Raw genomic sequence first — 24,953 nt, 5'->3', positions numbered from 1 at the left:
GCCGGGCATGAAGCACCAGCACGAGTACCGGGCGCGGGAGCTGGTGGCGGCGCTCGCGGACGCCATCGCCCGGCTGTGTACCCGGCCGTGGACGCTGATGGAAGTCTGCGGCGGCCAGACCCATGCCATCCTGCGCTACGGCATCGATCGCCTGCTGCCGCCCGGCGTGGAACTGATCCACGGACCCGGCTGCCCGGTCTGCGTGACCCCCACGGCCGCCATCGATCAGGCCATCGCCATCGCCCGCACGCCGGGTGCGATCCTCTGCTCCTTCGGCGACATGCTGCGGGTGCCGGGATCGCGGGGCGACCTGCTGGGCGCCCGCGCCGAGGGCGGCACGGTGCGCGGGCTGTACTCGCCGCTGGATGCCCTGCAGGTGGCGCGGGAGCATCCCGGGCAGCAGGTGGTCTTCTTCGCCGTCGGCTTCGAAACCACCGCCCCGGCCACCGCGCAGGCAGCCTGGCAGGCGCGGCAAGAGGGCCTCGACAACTTCTCCCTGCTGGTCAGCCATGTGCGCGTGCCGCCGGCCATGGAAGCCCTGCTGGCCGCGCCGGCCTGCCGCATCGACGGCTTCCTGGCCGCGGGGCATGTCTGCACGGTGATGGGCACGGACGAGTATGAACCTGTCGCCGCACGCCACCGCATCCCCGTCGTCGTGACCGGCTTCGAGCCGGTGGACCTGCTGGCCGGCATCCACCGTTGCCTGGAGATGCTGGAGCGCGGCGAGGCGGGCGTTGCCAACCAGTACCGGCGCATGGTCAGGCGCGCGGGCAACCCGGTGGCCCGCGGGCGCATGGAAGCGGTGTTCGAGGTGGTCGATCGCGACTGGCGCGGCCTGGGGCCGATCCCGGCCGGCGGGCTGGGACTGCGCCCGGCGTTCGCCGACATCGACGCCGCACGGCGCTTCGCGCCGGGTGTCCCGCTGGCGACGGAGACCACCGAATGCCAGAGCGGCCGGGTCCTGCAGGGAGCCATCAAGCCCGATCGCTGCCCGGCCTTCGGCGTCCGCTGCACGCCGGAGCATCCGCTGGGCGCGACCATGGTGTCCGCCGAGGGCGCCTGCGCGGCATACTACCGCTATCGCCCGAACGCCCGCCCCGCCGCGGCCTGACGCGGCGCAAACCCGCACCCCGGCTGGCCGCCGCCAGCCCATCGGAGAACGCAAGCCATGTACCCTGTCACCGATACCTCTCGCCCCCGGACCGGTCCGTGCCGGTTTTCGCGGCCCCGCAGCGCTCCGCTGATCTGGGCCTGGCTGCTGCTGCAAACCGGCTGCGCCGCCAACTCCCCCACCGAAGCGGCCAATCAGAAGACGACGCCGTATTACCAAGATGCCCAGCTGTGCCGGGCCAGGCATCCGGCCAGAACCATCGCGCCCGGGGCCGACCCGGCCGCCAGTATCGACGCCGAGAGCTATCTCCGCTGCATGAACCAGCTGGGCTACCAGCAGGATGCCAAAACCGATCCGCTGCTGGTGGCGCTGCGCAAGTGCCCGCAGCAGGGCACGGCCACCGTGTCGGCCAGCGGCGCGAAAACCATGCGGCCGCCGACCCAGGCCGCGGTACGCGAATGCCTGAGGCTGCGCGGCTTCCCCAGCGCCGGCCAGCCGCCGGCGCCCACGGCCAGTGCCAGCGGAACCGCCCCCGCGTCACCAGCCAGCGCGCCCGCACCCGCGTCCAGCCCGCCAGCCGCATCGGCCACGCCTGCCAAGCCGCCCCGTCAACCCGGCCGGGAGCGCATCCAGACCATCTACATCCCGCCCCGGACGACGCAGAACCCGTGAGCGCCGACATGGACCTGAGCTGCCCGGCGCCGCTCGGCCAGTACGAGCGCATCCTCATGGCGCATGGCGGCGGCGGGCAGCTGATGCAGCAGCTGCTCGACCGGCTGGTGCAGCCGGTCTTCGACAATCCCGCCCTGTCCGCCCGGCACGACAGCGCCGTGATCGACTGTGGCGGGCAACGGATCGCCTTCACCACCGATTCCTATGTGGTCAAGCCGCTGTTCTTTCCGGGCGGCGACATCGGCAAGCTGGCGGTGTGCGGCACGCTCAACGACCTGGCCATGGCCGGCGCCAGACCGCTCTGGCTCAGCGCGGCGCTGATCATCGAGGAAGGCTTGCCGGTCGGTGATCTGGAACAGATCCTGCGCTCGATGGCCGCAACCGCGAGGACGGCCGGGGTGGCGATCGTCACCGGCGACACCAAGGTGGTGGAACGCGGTCGTGGCGATGGACTGTTCATCAACACCGCCGGCATCGGGCTGATCGAACCCGGCCGGCCGGCCATCCAGCCGGCGGCCGTGCGGGCCGGCGATGCGATCCTGGTGAGCGGCGACCTCGGCCGCCATGGCATCGCCATCATGGCCCGGCGCGAGGGGCTGGACCTTGAAACCGCCATCGAAAGCGACTGCGCCGACCTCTCGGGACTGGTGCTGGACCTGCTCGATAGCGGCATCGAGGTCCATTGCCTGCGCGATCTCACCCGGGGCGGGCTGGCCAGCGCACTGATCGAGATCGCCGAGACGGCCGGCGTCGGCATGCAGCTGGACGAGGAGTCGATCCCGGTGCGCGAGGATGTGGCCGGCGTGTGTGAACTCCTCGGCTTCGATCCCCTGCATGTCGCCAACGAAGGACGCTTCGCCGCCCTTGTGCCGGGCGATCAGGCGGAGCGGGCGCTGGCCCGGCTGCGGCAACATCCGCTGGGCGCCGGCGCTGCCGGCATCGGCCGCGTCACCGGCACGGCGCAGCCGGCGGCACCGGTCCACGTCCGCACCCGCTACGGCACCGAACGCCTGCTGCTGCGCCTCAGCGGCGAACAGTTGCCGCGGATTTGCTGAGCGGACACCACGCCGCGGTTGCCTGCCCCGGGCGCGCCAGCGCGCCGTACCCGAGACATTCGCCCCCTGATGGGACCCCACGCCGGGCATAGCCTTGCCTTTCCAGACAAGTCGATTGGCCGGCGGGAAGCTTGTTGAGGCCTCTGCCCAAAACCGCCCGATGTCGCAAGGCGGCTCACCACCGGCGAGCCGTCGGCAGGCGGGCAATCAAGGTAGAGCGTTGATAATCGTGCATTTTGCCGGTTGCGCCGGGGCAGACAGGCGCTCGTAGACCTGGCTTCCGATCCATCTGGAAACCAGTTCCTGCATCGCCGGCTTGCCCATGTAGTCGATGAACAGCTCCTCGTTCAGCTCCATTCGCTCGATGAACAGCGATTCCAGCACCTGCCGGAACACCAGCTGAAACTTGTCGAGCGGGTTGACCTGGGCCGCTTTGCGCAGCAACTCACTCCGGACCGCGGCTTCGGCGATCTGATCGAAGAACAACTGATCCGCTTCATTGAGTTCGCCGCCGAAGCGCTCGTTGATGATGTCGATCAGGCGCGAAAGTGAAACCTGCTCTTCCCGCACCAGGCCGGTACCCACCTCGCGGGGACCGTCCAGCGGCTTCGCGTAACCCTCATTGAGACTGATCGAGCCTTCACTGATCTTCTGCAGGCGGTAGTAGTCGAGTTCGACCTCCTCGTCGAACTGGTAGCCGGGTCCGCTCTTGCGCTTGGGCAGCTTCAGCGCCAAGTAACGCAGGTAAGTGAACAGCTTTTCCAGATCGCTGTCCTGGTAGGGGATTACCTGGCTCAGGAAGCTGTAGAGATTGCGGAAGGCCTGCAGCTTGCCGCGCCATAGCTCGGCTTCCTCTTCTTCCGTGTTTTGCAGCTGCACGAAGCGCGCGACCGCCTGATCCAGAATCGCGTTCATTGTCTTGTGATCGCCGGGGCTCTGCCGGCGCTTCGGCGCAAAGAATACGCGCGCGAACCTGTCAACTTCGGTTTGCAGATAGACACCCGAGGCATCGAGCTCGGCCCTGACCGCGTAGAGCCTGTCGGGATCGACCGCCTCGCCCATCACCGAACCGTCGTAGTACTGGCGGAAGGCCTCCTGGATCTCGTCCGGCGCATTGACGAAATCGAGCACGAAGGTGTCGTCCTTGAGCGGATGGGTGCGGTTCAGGCGCGACAAGGTCTGCACGGCCTGGATGCCCGCCAGGCGCTTGTCCACGTACATGGTATGCAGCAGCGGCTGGTCGAAACCGGTCTGATATTTCTCGGCCACCAGCAGCACGCGGTATTCCGGCTTGGCGAAGGTATCGGGCAGTTCCTTCTCCTTGAGGCCGCCATTCATCTCGACTTCCGTGTATGACTTCTCCGGAATCTTGTCGTCTTCCACGCTGCCCGAGAACGCGACCAGGCTCTTGATGGGGTAGCCCTTCTCCTGAATGTAGCGGTCGAACTCCTGCTTGTAGCGCACCGCCTCCAGCCGCGAGCCGGTCACCACCATCGCCTTGGCGTGCCCGCCGATCTTGTGCCGCGTGAACTGCTGAAAGTGCTCCACCATCACCTCGGTCTTCTGACCGATATTGTGCGGATGCAGGCGCATGAAACGGGCCAGCGCCCTGGCCGCCTTCTTGCGTTCGACGTTGGGATCATCCTCGGCTTTCTTGATCAGCTTGTAGTAGGTCTTATAGGTGACGTAGTTTTTCAGTACATCTTCGATGAAGCCCTCTTCGATGGCCTGGCGCATGGTGTAGCGGTGAAAGGGCTCGCCGTTGCGGCCGAATATCGCCAGCGTCTTGTGCTTGGGCGTGGCGGTGAAAGCGAAGAAGCTCATGTTCGGCTGCTGGCCGCGCTTGGCCATGGAACGGAACAGGCGCTCCAGCTCCACTTCGCCTTCTTCCTCGGCCATCTCCTGCGCCTTCTTGCGCAACTCGGCGCCACCCAGCACGCCCTTGAGTTCCGTCGCCGTTTCGCCCGACTGCGAGCTGTGGGCCTCGTCGATGATCACCGCGTACTTGCGGGTCGGCAGATGGCTTTTGCTGCCCTCGCCGCGCTCCTCGCTCAGCTTGGCCAGTTGCCCGGTCACGAACGGGAATTTCTGCAGCGTGGTGATGATGATCGGCACGCCGGCTTCCAGCGCTTCGGCCAGCTGGCGCGAATCCTCGTCGATCTTCTGCACCACGCCTTGGCGGTGATCGAACTGGTAGATGGTGTTCTGCAACTGGCGGTCCAGCACCACGCGGTCGGTGATGACCACCACGCTGTCGAACAGCCGCTCGTCGCGTTCGTTGTGCAGGCTGGACAGGCGATGCGCCAGCCAGGCGATGGTGTTGCTCTTGCCGCTGCCGGCCGAGTGTTCGATCAGGTAGTTGTGTCCCACGCCCTCTTTGGCGGCCGCAGCCACCATCTGGCGCACCGCTTGCAACTGGTGGTAGCGCGGAAAGATCAGGTTCTCCTTGCGCAGTTTCTTGCCGTCGTCGCCGGTCTTCTCTTCCACATCGAGATGCAGGAACCGGGCGAGCAGGTCGAGCAGGCTGTCGCGCTGCAGCACCTCTTCCCACAGGTAGGCCGTCTTGTAGTTGCGCCCTTCGCGATCGGGCGGGTTGCCGGCGCCGCCGTCCATGCCCCGGTTGAAGGGCAGAAAGTGGGTGGAAGAACCGGCCAGGCGCGTGGTCATGTTCGCCACTTCGGTGTCCACCGCAAAATGCACCAGTGCGCGTTTGGCGAACACGAAGATCGGCTCGCGCGGATCGCGATCGTGGCGGTACTGGTGGATGGCGTTGGCGGCGGTCTGGCCGCTCAGGGGGTTCTTGAGTTCCAGCGTCACCACCGGAATGCCGTTGACCGACAGCACTACGTCCAGCGACTTTTGCGAACGCCGTCCTTGCCGTTCGCCCTCCGGGCCAGCCTTCGGCTGTCCAAATTCGTTCCCGGCGAATTTGTCCGATCTCGGGCTGTAGCGCAATTGACGGGTCAACCCCAGCCGGTTGGCCTGATAGCGCGCCTCCAGCTCCGGGTTCAGACCGTGGGCGGGGCGGAAGAAGGCAATCCGCAGCGTGCGCCCGAAGCATTTGAAGCCGTGGCGCAGGGTCGCCAGCGCGCCATGGGTATCCAGCCACTTGCACAGCGATTCCAGCACGCGCGCACCGGTTTGTTCGCCGTGCAGGGCTTCCAGCTTTTCCCACACCTTGCCCTGGGTGGTGCGGATGAAGGTCAGCGCCTCGTCAGGGAAGATGGCACGCTCACGGTCGAAACTCTTGGCATCGACTCGCGCGTAGCCGTCGCCCAGCAAGGCCGCCTCGATGGCGGACTCAAAGGCGGCTTCGGAAGCAGGCTTCATGGCGTCTTCCTTTGCTTGTCTGGGGCGTTAGTTAAAGAAACGGCGTTTTCTTTAACTAAGTTGTCGGTGGTATAGGCCTGGTCCGCCCGGTTGGGCTTGTCGGGATAGCGCAATCGAAGAAGGCCATGCTCCACCATGGGGGTCAGGAAACGCTGGCGCAGCCCGTCCGGGTGACGGGTCAAGATCTCAGCCAGTTGATTTCGCGTCAACCAGCGGTTTTCGCAGAGGTTTAGCAGAATTTTTTCCATTTCGGGTGGGGGCAGATTTCTCTTCCGTCGCGCGGGGGCCGCGATGGCTGTCAATTCCGGGGCGCGTGTCGGGTCGGCCGCCTTATCCAGGGGGATCCCTGCCACATGTTCGGAGTGCCTCCCCACATGTTCGGAGTGCCTCCCCACATGTTCGGAGTGCCTCCCCACATGTTCGGAGTGCCTCCCCACATGTTCGGAGTGGTCCCCCACATGCTCGGAGTCCCCCTGGGCGGGCAGCCGGTAGCGACTCCAGCGTGCCTGTCCCTCTTGGATCAGCGCGCCCTTGGCGACCAAACCCTGTAGCAACCGGGTCAAGTCCGCAGCGTGCATGCTACAGATTTGCCGCATACGGGCGTTGTCCACCGTACCTTCGGTATCTGCAGTGACCAGTGCCTGCACTTCGTGCTTGCTGAACTGCTCGAACTGGCGGCCGAAAAGCGTTTTCAGCCGTGCCCGCGACTCGTCGGGAATCAGGCTGACCATCGGCAGGCGCCAGATGACGCGATCCGGTTGCACCTGCTCATGTACCAGCGGCGAGCGCCAATGCTGCGAGGCCCACCCCCGGCGCATCTTGTCCACACCGGAGCCGGCCTTTTCTGCCACGCCAATCAGCATGAACATCGTTTGTAGCGACTTGTTGCGACACTCGCTGACATTGCCGCGCAGCAACTGGTCGAAGGAAATCAGCAGACTGCCGGGGTTGGCGAACTCGAAGCCATCGCGGAGTTTCTCCACCACGATTCCGCCCTGGCCGCTGTAGTCGGCATGGATCAGGGCATTGACCAGCGCTTCGCGAATCGCCTCGTGAACCTCGGTTTCTCCCTTGCGAAAGAGGTTGGCACCAAGCTGAAAGGGCAGCTTCAGGTCGGCGACGAGGCGCTGTGCAACCCGCAGATAAAACTGGAACAGGTTGGGTGCCCAAGTGCCGTCGGCAGTGAGCCGGTCGCTCCAGCGCTCGGCGGGATCATGAGATAGCCGCTCCCGATAATCGACGTGATAGCCGGGCACGGCCTCGCGTAACGACTCATCGCGACCAAACATCAACAGGCCGGCGAGGGTAAGACCTTCGACGCCGGTCTTGCGGTCGCGTCGCCAGCCACCGAGTTTGGTCAGCAGCGCCAGATCGTCTTCGCTCAGCCAGGGATGCGTCGGCTTGTGCGAGGCCATGCGCTGCCGGTACTGGTGCAGGCTGGACAGGTCCAGATCCTCCAGCCCGAACCGGTCCAGTATCCGGCTGTCCGCAGGCTCCACGTCCCGGTCGGAGAGCATGCGGCCGACCTCCTGCTCGGTGCAGCGGTAGTCGCCCTCGTAGTTGCGTCGATAGGTGCCGGTCAGCGGGTTCTGCCCGAGAAAGACCGGGCGCTGATAGCGGCTCGCCTGCGGCACGCGGATGGCCAGGATCAGCCCGTCCGGGTGCTTCACTTCGGCCAGGTCGGCATCGCTGCACAGGTTGAGATTCACCTTGCCGCGATTGTTGATCGTATCCCAGAAGGTTTTCTTCAGTTTCTTCGGTTCGCGGACGCCGCTGACCCGGCCATCGTCCTCCACCCCGAGCAGGATCACCCCGCCATGACTGTTGGCCATGGCGCTGTAGGTCTCCCACAGGCTCTTCGGCAGGCCGCCCTGTGCGGACTTCAACTCCAGGTCGTCTCCCTCGGCCCAGTCGAGCTGGAGGAGGATGTCGAGGGGGTTGAGAGGCTGGTGAGTCATGCCGTCATCGCCTCCAGCGGGATTTGGCCGGTGACGGCGGCGGTGATGAGGGCGGTGCGGCGCTCAGTCAGCAGATCAAGTGAGCGCTGGATCTTTAAGCGGACAGGCATCGAGACATCGAGTGCCTGCCCTATTCGGGCGCAGATTTTGATCTGCTCGCCCCTTGGTGGGACGGGAATCTTCATGTTCGCCAGTTGCTCACAGGTGATCGCGCCCTTCGTGCTGCCCGCGCCGTCACTGTCGCTTCGCAGAAACGCGTAGGCGTGCCCCAGCAGGTGGCACAGATAATCTGTGCCGAGCGCCTGGGTGCGCGGCTTGATGAACGCAAGATGCTGATTGATGGTGGCCTCGACGCCCAGCACAGCAGCCATTCCCCGCGTCTTTCCCTGTCCAGTGATGCCCACTAGCACGGCGGGCGGTTGAATCTTGGGCAAATGGCATTCCCGAAGCGCCGTTTCGGTAACGAATCGACTTGCGCTCGTGACTGGTGACACGTTGACGACGGAGCTATTCAGCCAAGGGTAGCCCTCGTCGTTCCAGTAGTCGGCGTTCTCGACCGAAGGAGTTGAGCCATTGCCAACGACGGCCAAGTACTTGATTGGCTGAACCTCCCAGTGCGCCGGAATCTCGCCCAGCCATTCCAGTCCGGAGGGTTTGAGCGGGACGTTGGGATCGAGGCCGCGGGTGACGACGCGGCTGATGAGGGCGGCACGCTTTTCTTCCAGCAGCGCCAGCATGCGTTCCTTCTCGGCGATCAGGCCATCGATGCGGGCTGTTTCGCGGTCGAGGTAGTTGGCAATGAAGCGCTGAGTATCTTGGCTTGGGAAGGGCAAGTGGTGCTGGCGGAGGACATCGGGTGACACTCGCTTAAGGCCGCCAGCGCCTGTCATCGATGCCTCGCCGTCTTGTTTGAACGTAGTGGACTGGAAGTAGTAGAAAAGAAACCTGCGCTCGGCCGTCGTCGGGCGAATCACGAACAGTTCAGAGCTTCCAAATCCTTTGCCTCCTACAAGGTGCTCGGCTATGGCAATGTTGCCGTTCTCAAAACACGGCGTGACCTTCGCCAGCACAATATCGCCATCCTCGAACGCGGTGTAGGAGGAACCGTACTTCGAGTACTTGTCCGTGTTCGGAATGAAGTAGCCGCTCTTGACCCTTTCCATGGGCAGAAAGGTGAGGTCTTCATCCTCATCAAGTCCATCGAAAGCAACCGACGGATTCAACTCGCACACATAGCGTAGCGGGATGGTCTCCCATACCTGTGGGCGTGGGTCGGTGCTGCTCACTGCGTCACCTCCCCCAAAAATCTGAGAATCTGGTTGGCCAGCGCCTTTGCCGAGGTGATCTGGCTCATCGTGAATATCATTCTTCCTCCACGGCCCGATAGGCCTGCTCGGGATCGTTCGGGACGTCGGGGCGGGTCATGCTAAGGCGATCCGCCCGCAATAGGGGGCGCAGGTAGTTCTGGCGTACAGTTTCGACGTTTCGGATCAAAAGGCTTGCCAATTCTTCGGCGCGGTAGGAACGTTGCCGACACAGGCTCACAACTAATTCGCGTACTTCCTCCGGCGGGTGGCGTTGCCCGATGCTGCCAACCTGCGCTGCCAACTCTCCCGGTAACTCATTCAGCAGGCTTCGCCGTACGGCTTCGCTGGCGGCGTCAAGGTTACTAGGCAAGGTCTTGGGGTTACTAGATAAGGCCTCGGGGTTACTAGATAAGGCCTCGGGGTTACTAGATAAGCCTTGGTCATCTCCCAACATCTTGCTGGTCGGCTGGTACCAGGTTGCCGAGCCGCGACCATTTTGCTGAAACAGGCCAGCGTCGCGCAATTTCTTCAGGCCCTGGCTGGCGGCCAGGGTGTCGACCTTGTTGATGCCGCGCCAGGCAGCGTTGTCCATGGCGCCGACTTCCCGGGCGACAACCAGGGCGCGGGCTTCGGCTTCCGTCAGTTGCAAGTCCTTGAATCGACCCAGCCAGGCCAGATCATCCGGCCCCAGGAAGTGGTGAAAGAACAGGCGTACAACGAACTGTTCCTGGCCGCGATCCGATTCGAACAAGGGTGGCGCTAGGCCCGCCTGCTCGCACATCTCGCGCATGACGCGCACGCCACTGCCCTTGGTTTCGGCAAAGCGGGTGTCGTACAGCGCGGCGGCAATCTTGGGGTTGCGCGGTAGTGAGCCCGGCTCGCCCAGATGCTCGGGCGACTTGAGGGAAAAACCCGGGTTGCGGATTTCCAGCCGGTTGCTGTAGCGAATGATCTGCACCGGTGCATGGCTGCGATAACTGCGGTGCATGAGCGCGTTGACCACGGCTTCACGGATGACGCGCTGTGGTACGACTGGGGTGTCCTGGCGTTGCAGCTCACCTTCCGCAAGGCCGAAGGCTTTCGGCAGGTCGTCCAGGATGGCCGCCTGAACCCGACGGATGAGCCGGAATAGCGGATCGCGTATTTCAATGCTGTCGAAGCGGCGCTCGGGGTCTGGCACCCACTCGCGACCCGGTACACGGATGTAATCGACCCGCGTCATCGGAAAACTGCGGCGCAAGGCTACCGGTTTGCCGAACAAAAGCAGACCCGCTACGGTGGGCTGCCACTGGCCGTGCTCGTTCTGGCGAATGCCTCCCAGTGCCTGAAGCAGTTCCTGATCTGTCCAACCCAGCTCTTCGGCGTCCGGATTGGCGTTGCGGCGGGATTGGCGGTAATCGGCCATGGCATCGGGAGAAAAATCTTCCTGCGTGGCATCCGGTACCAGGCCGGCATCAAAGCTTTCCTGCTGCCGGTTCTGGTACAGCGCAATCAGATCATCTTCCGTGCAGCGCTGGTCGGTACTTCCAATTCGTCGAAAAGCGCCGCGCGGCAAACCCTGGGCCTTGAAGTAGAGCGGTTTGTCCTGAGCTGCCGCCTCGGGTACGAAGACCACGATGACGGCCTTGCCATGAATCGATTCCGTGCGGATGTCCAGGCGCAGAGGGCGGTTGAACATGCTGGTCGCCTGGCTGGCCAGATTGGCGCTGAGCTGATCTGGCTGTTCCAGTCCCTGGACTTCATAGCCAGGGAACAGCGCCACTTCCTCCCGCGCCACGCCAAGCAGCAGCCAACCACCTCCGAGCCCTGGTTCATTAGCGAAGGCGCAGACGGTTTCCAGCAGCGATTTGCCGATTTCGGTAGCGGACTTGGCTTCGATGCGCTCGTTCTCGTCCAGCAGATTCAGGTGTTCCAGCAGTTCCTGTGCCGTCACTCCGTCACCTCCCGCAGCAAGCCCAGAATCCGCTTTTCCACTTCAGCCAGTTCCGCATCGATCTCATGCAGCGGGCGCGGCGGCGTGTACTGGAAAAACACGCGGTTGAAGTTGATCTCGTAGCCCACCTTACCGATGCCGCCGTCCTGTTCGTCCAGCGCCTCGCGGTCAATCCAGGCATCCGGCACGTAGGGCCGAACCTCGCGCAGGAAGTAGCCGACGATGTCCTCCTTGAGCGGGATATTCTCGGCATCCTTCAGCGCCGGGTCTGATTCGTGCTCGATGAAACCGCCGTTGCCGTCGCGGTGTAGGCCCAGCAGCGCATACAGCTCGCGGGTGTTCAGGCTCCCCGGGAGCGTTTGCCCGGGGAACAACCGGGCATCGCTTAGTGGGTCGCTCTTGTGGTACCGGGCGATGACGGGTGCGGCCTCGGGGTCCACCTCGGTGAAGCAGTCACGGAAAATCTTCTTCTGTGCGGTGCCCTTGGCACCCTTGGCCCAGCCTTCGACATCGTCGGGCAGGGTCTTGAACACCTGCTGCACGGTGTCCCAGGTCGGGTTCCAGTCCAGCAACGGCTCGCTGCCGAGTGCGTCCTGCGCGGCCTGCAGGGCATCAAACAGCTCTGGGCAGGTATTGAGGAAACGCTCGCGGGCCTCCTCGGTGATCTGGAAGCGCAGTCGCAATGGGCGCAGCACGGTGATGCGGCGGTAGCCGAAATCAATGTTGTCGAACACGCGGCTGGTCTTGCTGTTTTCCGGCGTGCCGTGTTCGCGGGTGACGACATCAAGGGCGGCCTGATCCAGATAGCGGCGCTTGTCGCCCAGGCTGCGCTTCATCGGCGTGTAGCGCTCGCGCGCGTCAATGAGCTGGATCGTGCCCTTGCGGTGCGCGGCCTTGCGGTTGGTGACCACCCAGATGAAGGTGCCGATGCCGGTGTTGTAGAACATCTGCTCGGGCAGGGCGACGATGGCTTCGAGCTGGTCGTGCTCGATGATCCAGCGACGGATTTCGCTCTCGCCGCTGCCGGCGCCGCCAGTGAACAGGGGCGAGCCGTTGAACACGATGGCGGTGCGCGAGCCGGGCTTGTCGCGGTCGCCCGCCTTGTAGTCCTGGAACTTGCTCATCATGTAGAGCAAGAACAGCAGGGCGCCGTCGTTGATGCGCGGCAGCTTGCCTTCGTAGCCGCGGAAGTTAGGCCAGCGGTCGATGATCTGCTTTTCCGCCTTCCAGTCCACGCCGAAGGGTGGGTTGGCGAGCAGGTAGTCGAAGCGCTGCTCGGGGAAGGGATCGTCGGTGAGGGTGTTGCCCAGCACCACTTGGCCATCCTTGTGGCCTTTGATCAAGAGGTCGGAGGCGGCCACTGCGTAAGAGCGTGGGTTGTAGTCCTGCCCAAAGACCTTGACCGTGGCTTGATCGTTGTGGGCGCGAATCCAGTTCTGCGCCTCGGCCAGCATGCCGCCGGTGCCGCAAGCGGGGTCGCAGATGGTGACAATAACGCCTGCCTGGGTGAGCACGCTGGTGTCGGGTTCCAGCAGCAGGTTGACCATGAGCTGGATGACTTCGCGCGGGGTGAAGTGATCGCCCGCCGTTTCGTTGGCGGCTTCGTTGAAGCGCCGGATCAGGTCTTCGAAGACCAGACCCATGGTGATGTTGTCGACCTTGCGCGGATGCAGGTCGATCTCGGCGAACTGGGACACGACCTGGTAGAGGCGGTTGGACTCTTCGAGCTTCTCGATCTCCTTGTCGAACTCGAAACGCTCAAAGATCTTGCGGATGTTCTCGGAAAAGCCGGCGATGTAGTCGGCCAAGTGGCGGCCAATGTTGTCCGGGTCGCCCTTGAGCTTCTGGAAATCGAGCTGACTGTGGTTGTGGAAGCCCAGCGGCGTGCCGTCTTCATCCTTGGCCAGGTTGTTGAGGATGGCGTCGATGTTGGCAATGCCCTTGCTACTCAACTCGGCATGACGTTTGAGGACGGCCTCCTTACTGGAAGCCAGAACGGCATCAAAGCGGCGCAATACGGTGAGCGGCAGCATCACACGCTCGTATTGCGGAGGCCGGTAGGGGCCACGCAGAAGATCCGCCACGGACCAGATGAAGTTGGAGAGTTGTTGAAAATGGATGCTCATGGATGCGTCCCAGCATGTAAGGGGTCTGTGGAGCGGCTATCGACAGGTCGATTTGCCGGCGTATCACCTGGCCTCCACCAGGCTCTGTCGAGGAGGAAGAAAGTTGTCCGATGCGCGTCGACACCAATTGCATTGGCCCGAGCCTGGCGGGCAGAAGCGGATTTGAGCCACATCACAGATCCTGTGCGGTCGCCGGCGCGCATTCCCGGGTAAGCCGCATCCCGGCCGGCATCGGGCACGGACACCACACATCACAGCAGGGCCACCCATCAGGTCAATCGGGTTTCCGCCTATCGTCCAGGGAGACCGGGCGTTGACATGCGCCGGGCATACCCGGCGTTCGGTGTAGTGCTGGATGGCGGAAGCCCTCCGTCACTGGGGCGGCCAGGGCTGCTGGTTGTTGGTCACGCCCCATGGCCCGGTACAGACGTTGGCCATGTTCCGGAGAGGTGGCGCACAGCAGCCTGGCGTGACGGCATCGGTGTAGGGCGGCTTTTCGCTGATGGTGATCAGACAGTCGTTGGCCCCGGTCTTGCGGGCAGTCACCGTCGAAACCTTGTAGGTTTCTATGCCCTTGCCATAGACGGGTGGCGATTGCGACACGGTGCACGCATCGGAGACGACGAACTGGGCACCCGAGTTGTCGGGATTCTGCGGCGGTCCCGCCTGGACCGGCAGGTTTTCGGAAGTCCAGTACCAATTATTGATCTGCAGGCCGATGCCGGGGTAGACGGAATAATTCCCCTGCAGGGTAAGCGAACCACCGCCAGGCGGGATGACCTGCTGCCCGCCGGCGGTGAACATGCTTACCGTGTTGCCATTCGGACAGGGAGAGTTTTTGTCAAGGTTGTTTTGAATGGTGACCTTGTCCGGGATGGCGCTGGCCTGGCCCAGGGACGGCAGCTGATGCGTACCCGGGCAGAGCGTGACGACATACCCCGTGCCAGCCGGGCAGGCCACCTGCTTGTTATCCACCGGGTACTGATAGGCGTCCGGGCAAGCGACGTCCGTGCAGCCGAGGTTTGAGCCACCCTGCGGAAACGTGCAGCCGGCGCTGTTGCTCATGTCCACGCGGATCGGGACATTGAAAAAGATGTTGGCGGTCTCGCTCACGCAGTTATCGGGGTCGGCACCGTTGGCGCTGCAGAGGGTCGGCGGCGACGTCGGGCTCGCACCGTAGTTCGTGCTGAGGTCGACAAAGTCCTGATCGAGGCCGGCGCCACCCTTGGGCGTGATCTCGAAGGTGGTACCGAAGGTCCTGTCGAAATTCATCTGCGAGCCACAGCACGGGGTTGTGGCGGTGGTTGTGCACTGCCCTACTGCCGCATTGGTGGGCTGGCAATAGGCGGCATAGGTGAGGTTATTGCTGCCGGGCGGCTGATTCGGCGCATTATTCATCCACATGTAGCCCATGCGTTGCCCCGCCGCCTGGATGTCCGCCCAGTTGCCGCAGTTCACCAAGGCACATTGGGCGTCGCTGGTGATGGGCGCGAACATGAAGGTGTTGGCTGCATTCTGGCTCAATCCTCCCCCGCTACCGGTGGGATACACCAGGCTGTCGTATGGCGGTAGCGTCGAGCCGTCGATCACATGGCTGGTGGGCGACATGATCTTGATCGGCGTGGCGCAATGGTTGTACAGCATGAGCTGCCCGGCTACCGGATTGGGCAAGGTTCCTGACACCATCCCGCGCACCTCGGCCACGGTTTGCCGAATCTCCTGCGCCAATGGCGACGGAGCGCCGGATGCCACACCACCTGTTGCGGGACACCCCTCCGAGGCAAGCTTCAGGGCAGCGAGATAACCCTTCTCATAGGCCCTCTCACAGGCTCTGCGGGCAGCTTCGTTCTTGCCCGGCTTCTGGCCCCTGGCAAGCGCGGCTTCGGCATGCATCAGGCAACGCAGGTAATCGCCCGTCTGCCGGTACAGTTTTGCCTGGCATCGTTCCTCCTGCGCCTGCGCCGGCCCATGGGCTAGCGGGATAAGCAGCAGGAAACAGGAGAGCGCGGCGAACGTATTCGCCGGGTGGATCGCGGATGAAGCTTGCATGAGCGTTTCCTCCCTATCGTGTCCGCAACAGCTCGCTGGGCGTGGGGCCGCCCAGCCGCCGGTGCGTCGGGACAGTGTGATACGGGATGATGCCTTGCGCCACCCCGGATGCGGGAGGCATGCCGGTCGGAAGACGGCCTGCGCTCACGCGTCCAGCCGAGCGGCAGGCCCGGGCGGCTCGCTCGCCGGCAGGCTACTTCACATGCCGGATGAGCCGCCGGCGCCTGCGGACCTGCCGCTCGGTCAAGACATTGCGCTTGCCCTTGAACGGGTTGTCGCCGGTGCGGAACTCCAGCTTGATGGGCGTACCGCTGATCGCCAGCGCCTCGCGGAAGTAGTTGATGAGATAGCGCTTGTAGCTGCCGGGGATTTCGTCGATCTGGTTGCCGTGGATGACGATGGTCGGCGGGTTGGTGCCGCCCTGGTGGGCATACTTGAGCTTGATGCGCCGGCCGCGCACCAAGGGCGGCTGATGGGCCGCGACCGCACTCTGCAGCAACCGCGTCAGGTGCGAGGTGCCCATCTGCGTCATGGTCGAGCCGTGCACCTCGACCACGGCATCGAACAGGTGGCCAACCCCCGTGCCGTGCAGGGCCGAGATGAAATATTTCTCGGCGAAGTCGATGAATTGCAGCTTGAGATCCAGCTGGCGCCGGGTTTCCTCCTTCTGGTCCGGGGTCATGCCGTCCCACTTGTTGAGACCGACGATCAGCCCGCGGCCGATCTCCAGCACCATGCCCAGCAGATTGGCGTCCTGGTCGGTCACGCCCTCGCGGGCATCGACCAGGTAAATGACCACATGCGCCTTCTCGATGGCCTGCATGGCCTTGATGACGCTGAACTTCTCCACCGTCTCGGCGATGCGCCCGCGGCGGCGGATGCCGGCGGTATCGATCAGCGTGTAGCGCCGGCCGTGGCGCTCGAAGGCGATCTCGATGCTGTCGCGGGTAGTGCCGGGGGCATCGAACACCACCACCCGCTCCTCGCCCAGCAAGCGGTTGACCAGGGTGGACTTGCCGACGTTGGGTCGACCGACGATGGCGATGCGGATGCCACCCTCGTCCTCGGCGGCTGGCGCATCCTGCTTCGGCAGGAGCGCCTCGACCGTGTCCAGCAGGCTGCCGATGCCCTGCGCATGGGAAGCCGAGATGGGGTGCGGCTCGCCCAGGCCGATGGCATGGAAATCCGCGGTGGCGGCCGCCAGGCTGGCCTGGTCGATCTTGTTGGCGGCCAGCACCACCGGCTTGCCGGTGCGCCGCAGCCGCTGGGCAATGGCTTCGTCGCCCACATTGAGACCGTCGCGCGCATCGACCAGAAACAGGATGACATCGGCCTCGCGCAGGGCGATCTGCACCTGCCGCATGGCCTGTTCGTCGATGCCGGCCTCGGTCTCGACGATGCCGCCGGTGTCGACGACGAAGTAATCGCGGGTTCCGCGCCGCACCCGGCCGTACTGGCGGTCGCGGGTCAAACCCGGGTAATCGGCCACGAGGGCATCGCGGGTGCGGGTCAGGTAGTTGAAGAGGGTTGATTTGCCGACATTGGGCCGGCCGACCAGGGCAACGACAGGGAGCATGATCAATCGATTCCGATGGCGGCCAGGACACCGCCTGCCGTGTAGACGAACAGGGTTTCGCTGTCGACGACAGGCGCCGCGCGGACCGGAGTGTCATCGACCTGCAGACGGCCGACCAGGCTGCCGTCATCGGCCGAGAGGGCGTGCAGATAGCCTTCGAAGTCGCCAACGACCAGCCGGTTGCGGATCAGCGCCGGCACCGTGAGCCGCCGCTGGTGCAGGGCATCCTGCTTCCACAGGTCGGCACCGTTGCGCAGATCCAGCTGCCAGACATCGCTGCTGGCGTCGCTGATGTAGAGCGAGCGGCGGCCGGCGGCCAGGCCATGGCTGGAAGACACAGTCGTCTGACGCCAGAGGATATCGCCGTCATTCAGATTGACGGCCGTCACGCCGCCCTGGAAGCCGGTGATGTAGACCGTGTCATCCTTGACCAGCGGATCGGCATCCAGCTCGACCAGGCGCTCGACCTCCGAGCGTCCGTGCGGGATGGCCGCCGTGGTTTCCCAGACCAGCTTGCCATCGGCTACGTTGAGGGCGATCAGCTTGCCGCCGCCGAAACCGTCCAGCACCAGGTCGCCGGCGATGGTGGGCGATCCCAGGCTGCGCACCGACAGCGGCGGAATGCTGCGGTCGTGGGTCCAGCGGATGGCGCCGTTGTTGAGATCGACGCCGGCCAGGCGGCCATCGCTGGTGCGGATCACCACGCGCTGGTGTGCCACCCGCGGCAGGGCCAGGATTTCGCTGCTGAGGGTACTCTTCCAGACCAGCGTCCCGTCGACGAGGCTGATGGCGATGAGCTCGGCATTGCTGGTACCGAGCAGCAGCTTGTCACCGGCGACGACTGGCCCGGCGGACAGCTCCAGCCGGGTTTCCGCGGCCCACAGCCTTTCGCCATCCTGGCGGTTGTGGGCCTGCACCAGGCCACGGCGGTCGGCGACATAGACGGTACTGGCCGTCACCGCCGGCACCAGGTTGACGACCTGGTCGTCATAGCCCTTGCCGACGCTGGCCTTCCACAGCACTGTCATGTTGACGGAAGGCTCCAGGGGCTCCAGTTCGCGCGGCGGCTCGGCATTGTCGTTGCCGCTGATCAGGCCCTGGATCGAGTTGCCGAGGTCCTCGAAGGCGCCCAGCTGGCTGCAACCCGCCAGCCACAGGGACGCCAGCAGCGCAAGGGCGAGACGCATCAGGGTGCGGCCGGCAGATCGTTGAGCTTGAGTTCCAGCAGCGGCGAATGGTCGCCCAGCTCGCGGGCCTTGGCGTAGGCGGCGCGGGCGTCCGCCGGCCGCTTGGCGACCACCAGGGCGTCGCCGCGCAGCTCGGTGTACAGCCCCGCATACTGGCCGGCGGCCTTTTCGCTCACGCCGTCCAGCAGCTTGAGGGTGGCTTCGCTATCGCCCTTGGCCAGCAGCACGCGGGCCATGCGCAGGCGGATGAGCCCGGCGAGCGCCTCGTCGCGGGTCTGGCTCAGTGCCTCCTCCAGCGTCCTGCGGGCACCGTCGAGGTCGCCGGCATCGACCTTGAGCCTGGCGAGGAACAGCCGCCCGTATTCGCCATAAGTGGTCTTGGGATACTGCTGGACCAGCCGCTCACCGAGCTTGACCGCCGCCTCGTTCTGCCGGGCCTGGACCGCCTCGGCCAGCTGGTGGTAGACCAGCGACGCCTGCTCGGCGGTTTCCCGCTGGCTGCCCTGCCACATCTTCCAGCCGGCGATCACGGCAAGCCCCAGCAGCAGGCCGCCGAAAATCGACGACTTGTTTTCCTTCCACCAGCGCTGCAGCGCCTCCAGGCGTTCCTCTTCGGTCAGATAGGTTTCCATGCGCTCCTCGGTTCAGATCAGGGAATGTAAAAAGGCGATCGCCTCGTTCTCGCTCAACGTTTGCTGGCCTTCCTCGCGCCGCAGCGACTTGACGCCGAGCGTCTGGTCGCGGGCCTCGTCGTCGCCGAGGATCAGCGCCACCTCGGCACCGCTGCGGTCGGCGCGCTTGAACTGGCTCTTGAAACTGCCACCGCCGCAGTTCAGCTGCAAGCGCAGCCCGGGCAAGGTATCGCGGAGACGCTCCGCGAGCAGGGGCGCGCGGGCCTCCGCCAGCTCGCCGACGGCAATCAGGTAGGCCTGCGGCAGCGCGGCCCGGTCGAAGCGGCCGGGGTCGTCCAGCAGGTCGATCAGGCGCTCCATGCCCAGCGCAAACCCGACCGCGGTCGAATCCTTGCCGCCCAGCTGCTCGATGAGGCCGTCATAGCGGCCACCCGCGCAGACCGTGCCCTGGGCGCCGAGGGATTCGGTCAGCCATTCGAACACGGTGCGGGAATAGTAATCCAGCCCGCGCACCAGACGGGGATTGACCACGTAGGCGACGCCCGCGGCATCCAGCTGCCGGCGCAGGCTGTCGAAGTGCTCGCGCGAGCTGGTGTCGAGCTCGTCGGTCAACAGCGGCGCGCCGGCGATGATCGGCTTCAGGGCGGGATTCTTGCTGTCGAGGATGCGCAGCGGGTTGGTCTCCAGCCGGCGGCGGCTGTCCTCGTCGAGCGCCTCGACATGCATGCGGAAATACGCCACCAGCTTGGCCCGGTAGGCGAGCCGCTCGGCGGTCGTGCCCAGCGAGTTGATCTGCAACTCCAGCTTGTCGGCGATGCCCAGCTCACGCCAGAGACGCCGGCAGAGCAGGATCAGCTCGGCATCGATGTCGGGTCCGGCCATGCCATAGGCCTCGACGCCCAGCTGGTGAAACTGGCGATACCGCCCCTTCTGCGGCCGTTCATGGCGGAACATCTGGCCCAGATACCAGAGACGCTGGGTCTGGTTGTGCAGCAGGCCGTGCTCGAGGCAGGCACGCAGGCAACCGGCGGTTCCCTCGGGCCGCAGCGTCAGCGAATCGCCGTTGCGGTCCGCGAAGGTGTACATCTCCTTTTCGACGATGTCGGTGACCTCGCCGATGGAGCGCTTGAACAGCTCGGTCTTCTCGACGACGGGGAGGCGGATCTCCTGGTAGCCGTAGGCGCCCATCACGCGGCGCAGCACGGATTCAACATGCTGCCAGCGGGGGGCATGGTCGGGCAGGATGTCGTGCATCCCGCGGATGGCCTGGATCTTTTCGGACATGCTCAGTGATTCGGGGTGGAGACGATGGGGCGGTCGGCCGCCGTCCCGGCAGCGATGCCGGACAGCCAGATGCGCACAGGGCGGGAAATGCTCAAGGACGGGCCACCAGGGTGGAAACGGTGAATGATAACCCCAAGCGCCGGCGGCTTAGCCAGCCGGACCGGGAAGCATGCGGCGCATCAGCCGCCGAACCGCTGCCGCGCCTGCATCAGCTCGGTGGCGTCGGGAAAGCGGGTCGTCAGGGTGGCCATGTAACCGGCGGCGGCCTGGCGATTGCCCAGCGCCATCTCGATCTCGATACCCAGCAGCAGCGCCTCCGCCGTGGAGCCCGCGGCACTCAGGGCGCGCTCGAGGAATCCGCGCGCGGCCAGCAGCTGCCCCATGTCGCGGCTCAGCCGGGCCATGGCCAGCAGTGCGGGCGGAAAGCGCGGGTTGGCCTCGAGCGCACGGCGCAGGAAACGCTCGGCCTCGGCCATCCGGCCGACCGATTGCGCGCACAGGCCGGCGTTGGTCAGCGGCAGCCAAGGCTGGCCGTACAGCCGGGTGCCATAGACCGCGCGAAATTGCTCGAAGGCCTCCTCCGCATGGCCGGTCTTGCAGAGAAAGCGGCCATAGTTGTTGCGGGCGCCGTAATTGTCCGGATTCAGGCCGATGGCCTTGCGGAAATGCCTGTCGGCCTCATCCGGCCGGTCGATCTGCTGATAGAGCACACCGAGGGCGTTACAGGCCTCGCTGTTGTCGTCATCGAGCTCGGTCGCCTTCTCCAAATCCTTGAGGGCCACGTCGTACTGGCCGGCCTCCAGGTAGTGCACGCCCTTCTCGACATAAATCTGCGAGGCCTGCGCGGGACTGAGCGGCTCGGCGGCCACCGACCGGGGCGTTGCCGGCTCCTCCTCCGGGAGCAGCGAACAGGCCGGCAACAGGAGCATGAGCGGCCACGCCGCCCGTCGCGGCAGCGCCATCAGGACGCGGCGGCCAGGCGGATGGTGCGGCGGGTGCGGTCCCTGACCTGGCCCACCAGCTGGCCACAGGCGGCGTCGATATCGTCGCCGCGGGTCTTGCGGGTGGTGGTGATCAGGCCACCAGCCTGCAGGATGTCGCTGAAGCGCTGGATGGCCTCGCGGCTGGAGCAGCGGTAGCCGGAACCCGGGAACGGATTGAACGGGATCAGGTTGACCTTCGACGGCACCTGGCTCAGCACGCGCACCAGCTGGCGGGCATGGGCCGGCGTGTCGTTGACGCCGTCGAGCATCACGTACTCGATGGTGACCTTGCGCCGATGGTCGCGACCGACATAGCGCTTGCAGGCGGCCAGAAGCTCGCGGATCGGGTATTTGCGGTTGATCGGCACCAGCTCGTCGCGCAGCTCGTCGGTGGGTGCGTGCAGCGATACCGCCAGGCTGACCTCGCTGACCTCGGCCAGCTTGTCGAGGGCCGGCACGATGCCGGAGGTGCTCAAGGTGACCCGGCGCTTGGACAGGCCGTAGGCGTGGTCATCCAGCATCAGGTCGATGGCGGCGACGACGTTGTTGAAGTTGAGCAGCGGCTCGCCCATGCCCATCAGCACCACGTTGGTGACGGCGCCGATGCCCAGCTCCCGCTGCGCCACCCACAACTGGCCGATGATCTCGGCGGTGCTCAGGTTGCGGTTGAAGCCCTGGCGGGCGGTGGAGCAGAACGAGCATTCCAGCGCACAGCCGACCTGCGAGGACACGCACAGGGTGCCGCGGCCTTCCTCGGGGATGAAGACGGTCTCGATGCGGTTCTGGGCGTCGGTCTGCAACACCCACTTGCAGGTGCCGTCGGCGGAGATCTGCTCGTGGACGATCTCCGGCGGGCGGATTTCGCAGCTGTCCTCCAGCCGGGCCCGCAGGACCTTGCTGAGGTTGGTCATCTCGCCGAAGTCGCCGATGCCGCGCTGGTGGATCCATTGCAGCAGCTGCGAGGCGCGAAAGGGCTTTTCGCCCTGCTCGACGCAGAAGGCCGCCATGGCCTTCCGGTCGAGCCCTAGCAGATTGAGCCTGTCGCTCGCGTCAGCGGGTGCGGGCGCAGCATTCATGCGGCTGGAAGAAATAGGCGATCTCCTGCGCCGCGGTGTCCGGGCTGTCCGAACCGTGGACCGCGTTCTCGTCGATGCTCTCGGCGAAATCAGCGCGAATGGTGCCGGGCGCGGCGTCCTTCGGGTTGGTGGCGCCCATGATGTCGCGGTTCTTGGCAATGGCATTCTCGCCTTCCAGCACCTGAATCATCACCGGGCCGGAGATCATGAAGCTGACCAGATCGTTGAAGAAGGGGCGCTCCTTGTGCACGGCGTAGAAGCCCTCGGCCTGCTCGCGGGACAGGTGGGCCATGCGGGCCGCGACGATCTTTAGGCCGGCCTTTTCGAAGCGGCTGTAGATTTCGCCGATGACATTCTTGGCCACCGCGTCGGGCTTGATGATGGAAATGGTGCGTTCGATCGCCATGAAAACTCCTGGATGGGTCATGAGCCGGCCCGGCCGGCGCAGGTTTCTGGGGGGAATCCGCCCCGGAAGACGGAAATAAACCGCGGAATTCTATAGCAAAAGACATTCCCGCGTAAGCATCCCATCGGGCTGCCGCGGTTCGGGACCGGAATCCGGAGGAAGCGGCCCGCGCGCGCCGTCAGTCGGGCTTCAGGCGCGCCGCCAGCTCGGACCGGAACAGCGAGACCCCGCAGTAGTTCAGGTGATTGTCGTCATCGTACAGGTAGCGACCGGCGAACTCGCTGCGGCAATCGTCCCGGCAAAGCTCCCGGGCGGGGTCCATGACCTCGATATCCTGCCGGTGGTCGAGCAAGGCATCGATCACCCGGGAATCCTGCAGATGTTCCGCCCGGCTGACCTGAACCTCCCGGCGGAGGTCGGCGGCATCGCCCTTCAGGCCGGGTGGATTCTTGATGACGATGACCCTGGCCCGTTGCGCCGTCAGGCGGCCCACGGTTTCCGCCAGACCGGCCTGCAGGCTCGCCAGGGAACTGGCGGCATCCGCCCGCCCCTCGTCCGCGCGGGTCAGGAAATGGGTGGCCGTCTGCAACGCGCCGTCCTTGATCCAGCCGTGGGCATAGAGATTCCAGCGGGCGGCCAGCACCACGACATCGGGCTCGAGTCGCAGGATGTCCCCCAGCAGCTCGCGGGTTGCCCGGGTAGCGGCGCACGGGGAATCCGGATCCTGGTTGTCGGCGCGCCGGACGCCGGCCAGCGGCGGACAGCCATTGTGCTGGACCAGGGTCAGGTGGTAACCCTCCCGGGCGGCGATTTCGGCCGCCAGGCTGCCCCAGGCATGGGCATGCGAGTCGCCCCAGACGACGATATGGAAGGGTTTGCCGGGGTTGATCTCGCGCCGACAGGCCGCCGCGTAATGGCGGGACAGCGACGGACGATCGAGGCAGCGCTGCCGGCCAAGCTCCCGCTGGATGTCCGGTTCCCGGCATTTCGCGGCACCCGCCCGGACGACGCCGTGAACGGGTCGCTGCGATGGCACCGGAAGGTTCTTGACGGCGATGCCAAGTCCGTACAGCAGCAACATGCCAGCCAGCAGCGCCGGCGTCACCCAGCGGCCGGGATTGAAGCGCAGCGGTTTCTCGATCAGTCGATAGGTCAGCCAGGCAAGGAGCAGCGCACCGGCCACGGCGAGCAGGCGCGTGCCGACGTCCGGCGTGTGCCCTTCCAGCATCCGCGGGAGCGTCAGGGCTGGCCAGTGCCACAGGTAGAGGGGATAGCTGATCAGCCCGAGCCGGACCAGGTACCGGTTGCCGAGGACGCGCCGGTTGAACGCGCCATGCGGCCCGGCGGCGATCAGCAAGGCTGCGCCCAGGGTCGGCATGAGCGCCCAGCCGCCCGGGAAGACCCGTTCGCGGTTGATCAGCAGCAGGCCCGCCGCCAGCAGGATCAGGCCCGCCAGGGCCAGGCCCTGCCGGTGACGGTGGCGCAGGGGCTCGGCGGTCGCCGGTCCGACAGCCAGCAGGGCGCCGGTCAGCAGTTCCCAGAACCGGCTGATCGGCCAGTAGAAGGCCGCGCCGGGGTGGCGACCGGCCAGGTAGATGTTGCCGGCAAAGGAGGCCAGCCAGAGCAGCCCCAGGAAGGGCACCGGCTTCCAGCCGAACCGCCAGCCCAGGAAGAACAGGGCAGGCCAGAGCAGGTAGAACTGCTCCTCGACCGCCAGGCTCCACAGGTGCAGCAGCAGCTTGGTCTCGGCCGGCCCGTCGAAGTAGCCGCTCTCCCGCCACAGGATCAGGTTGGAGAGAAACGTCGCGCCACCGGCCACATGGCGACCCAGCTGGCGGTATTCCTCATCCAGCAGCAGGAACCATCCCAGCGGCAAGAGGGCCGCCATCATGGTCATCAGCGCCGGGAAAATGCGCCGGATGCGCCGGCTGTAGAAATCCGGGAACCGGAAACGCGACGACGCCAGCCCCGAGCCGATGATGGCGGTGATCAGGTATCCGGAAATGACGAAGAAGATATCGACGCCGATGAAGCCCGAGGGCAGCCATCCGGGGAAGGCGTGATACATCACCACCAGCGCCACCGCGACCCCGCGCAGGCCGTCGATGTCGGGCCGGTAGGCCAGACCCGGATGCGGCGGATGCGGACGCGGTCGGCCCCGCGCCTGATCGGCCAGGGTTGCAGGGACGTCGGCCGTGGCCGGACACGGCGGGATCGGCACGGCCTGTGGCACGGGTTTCATGTCGCCGATTGAACCCACAGCCGCAC

17 protein-coding genes are annotated in these 24,953 nt (G+C 65.3%); 3 read left to right on the top strand and 14 right to left on the bottom strand.

What is annotated here, in order from left to right:
* Window positions 1-7 precede the first annotated feature (7 nt).
* The 3 genes from hypD to hypE are packed head-to-tail and all read left to right on the top strand — an operon-like array spanning window position 8 to window position 2,838.
* Window positions 8-1,111, top strand: coding sequence for a hydrogenase formation protein HypD (gene hypD, locus ACYQ1H_RS02245; RefSeq protein WP_460026428.1), 1,104 nt, complete (start codon window positions 8-10; stop codon window positions 1,109-1,111).
* Between the two features lie 57 nt (window positions 1,112-1,168).
* Window positions 1,169-1,783, top strand: coding sequence for a hypothetical protein (locus ACYQ1H_RS02240; RefSeq protein WP_460026427.1), 615 nt, complete (start codon window positions 1,169-1,171; stop codon window positions 1,781-1,783).
* Entirely contained in the window at window positions 1,780-2,838 is a 1,059-nt protein-coding gene (gene hypE, locus ACYQ1H_RS02235) for a hydrogenase expression/formation protein HypE (protein ID WP_460026426.1), read from the top strand. Before ACYQ1H_RS02240 ends, hypE begins: the two co-directional genes overlap by 4 nt.
* A 207-nt stretch (window positions 2,839-3,045) precedes the next feature.
* Here the strand turns inward: hypE and ACYQ1H_RS02230 are convergent, their stop codons facing one another.
* The 14 genes from ACYQ1H_RS02230 to ACYQ1H_RS02165 form a co-directional block, all read right to left on the bottom strand.
* Complete coding sequence (locus tag ACYQ1H_RS02230) at window positions 3,046-6,168, bottom strand: type I restriction endonuclease subunit R (RefSeq protein ID WP_460026425.1); 3,123 nt, start codon at window positions 6,166-6,168, stop codon at window positions 3,046-3,048.
* The gene (locus ACYQ1H_RS02225; protein WP_460026424.1) at window positions 6,165-8,126 is read right to left on the bottom strand and encodes an RNA/DNA-binding domain-containing protein; all 1,962 of its coding nucleotides are present in this window, start codon (window positions 8,124-8,126) and stop codon (window positions 6,165-6,167) included. The genes ACYQ1H_RS02230 and ACYQ1H_RS02225 overlap by 4 nt, the downstream gene beginning before the upstream one ends.
* A complete protein-coding gene (locus ACYQ1H_RS02220) occupies window positions 8,123-9,412 on the bottom strand; it encodes a restriction endonuclease subunit S (protein WP_460026423.1) in 1,290 nt (429 codons plus the stop codon). Before ACYQ1H_RS02220 ends, ACYQ1H_RS02225 begins: the two co-directional genes overlap by 4 nt.
* A 76-nt stretch (window positions 9,413-9,488) precedes the next feature.
* Window positions 9,489-11,366: an ATP-binding protein gene (locus tag ACYQ1H_RS02215; RefSeq protein ID WP_460026422.1), complete on the bottom strand. Its 1,878-nt coding sequence runs from the start codon at window positions 11,364-11,366 to the stop codon at window positions 9,489-9,491.
* Entirely contained in the window at window positions 11,363-13,492 is a 2,130-nt protein-coding gene (locus ACYQ1H_RS02210) for a type I restriction-modification system subunit M (protein WP_460026421.1), read from the bottom strand. The genes ACYQ1H_RS02215 and ACYQ1H_RS02210 overlap by 4 nt, the downstream gene beginning before the upstream one ends.
* 372 nt (window positions 13,493-13,864) lie before the next feature.
* Window positions 13,865-15,541, bottom strand: a complete 1,677-nt coding sequence (locus ACYQ1H_RS02205) for a glycoside hydrolase 64/thaumatin family protein (protein ID WP_460026420.1) — start codon at window positions 15,539-15,541, stop codon at window positions 13,865-13,867.
* Between the two features lie 193 nt (window positions 15,542-15,734).
* Complete coding sequence (gene der, locus ACYQ1H_RS02200; RefSeq protein ID WP_460026419.1) at window positions 15,735-17,117, bottom strand: ribosome biogenesis GTPase Der; 1,383 nt, start codon at window positions 17,115-17,117, stop codon at window positions 15,735-15,737.
* A 2-nt stretch (window positions 17,118-17,119) separates the two neighbouring features.
* Complete coding sequence (bamB, locus tag ACYQ1H_RS02195) at window positions 17,120-18,304, bottom strand: outer membrane protein assembly factor BamB (RefSeq protein ID WP_460026418.1); 1,185 nt, start codon at window positions 18,302-18,304, stop codon at window positions 17,120-17,122.
* Window positions 18,304-18,936 carry a YfgM family protein gene (locus tag ACYQ1H_RS02190; protein ID WP_460026417.1) on the bottom strand — a complete coding sequence of 211 codons (633 nt, stop codon included), beginning with the start codon at window positions 18,934-18,936 and terminating at the stop codon, window positions 18,304-18,306. The genes bamB and ACYQ1H_RS02190 overlap by 1 nt, the downstream gene beginning before the upstream one ends.
* A gap of 12 nt (window positions 18,937-18,948) precedes the next feature.
* Window positions 18,949-20,220 carry a histidine--tRNA ligase gene (gene hisS / locus ACYQ1H_RS02185; RefSeq protein ID WP_460026416.1) on the bottom strand — a complete coding sequence of 424 codons (1,272 nt, stop codon included), beginning with the start codon at window positions 20,218-20,220 and terminating at the stop codon, window positions 18,949-18,951.
* Window positions 20,221-20,399: 179 nt separating this feature from the next.
* Entirely contained in the window at window positions 20,400-21,149 is a 750-nt protein-coding gene (gene pilW / locus ACYQ1H_RS02180; RefSeq protein WP_460026415.1) for a type IV pilus biogenesis/stability protein PilW, read from the bottom strand.
* A 32-nt stretch (window positions 21,150-21,181) separates the two neighbouring features.
* Entirely contained in the window at window positions 21,182-22,279 is a 1,098-nt protein-coding gene (rlmN, locus tag ACYQ1H_RS02175; protein WP_460026414.1) for a dual-specificity RNA methyltransferase RlmN, read from the bottom strand.
* Window positions 22,254-22,685, bottom strand: a complete 432-nt coding sequence (gene ndk / locus ACYQ1H_RS02170) for a nucleoside-diphosphate kinase (RefSeq protein ID WP_460026413.1) — start codon at window positions 22,683-22,685, stop codon at window positions 22,254-22,256. The genes rlmN and ndk overlap by 26 nt, the downstream gene beginning before the upstream one ends.
* Window positions 22,686-22,863: 178 nt before the next feature.
* Window positions 22,864-24,927 (bottom strand): acyltransferase family protein, encoded by a 2,064-nt coding sequence (locus ACYQ1H_RS02165; RefSeq protein WP_460026412.1) that lies wholly within the window; start codon window positions 24,925-24,927, stop codon window positions 22,864-22,866.
* Window positions 24,928-24,953 lie beyond the last annotated feature (26 nt).

It is taken from the genome of Methyloparacoccus murrellii (genome assembly GCF_054657115.1).
This window is presented reverse-complemented; position numbering and strand designations above follow the sequence as displayed.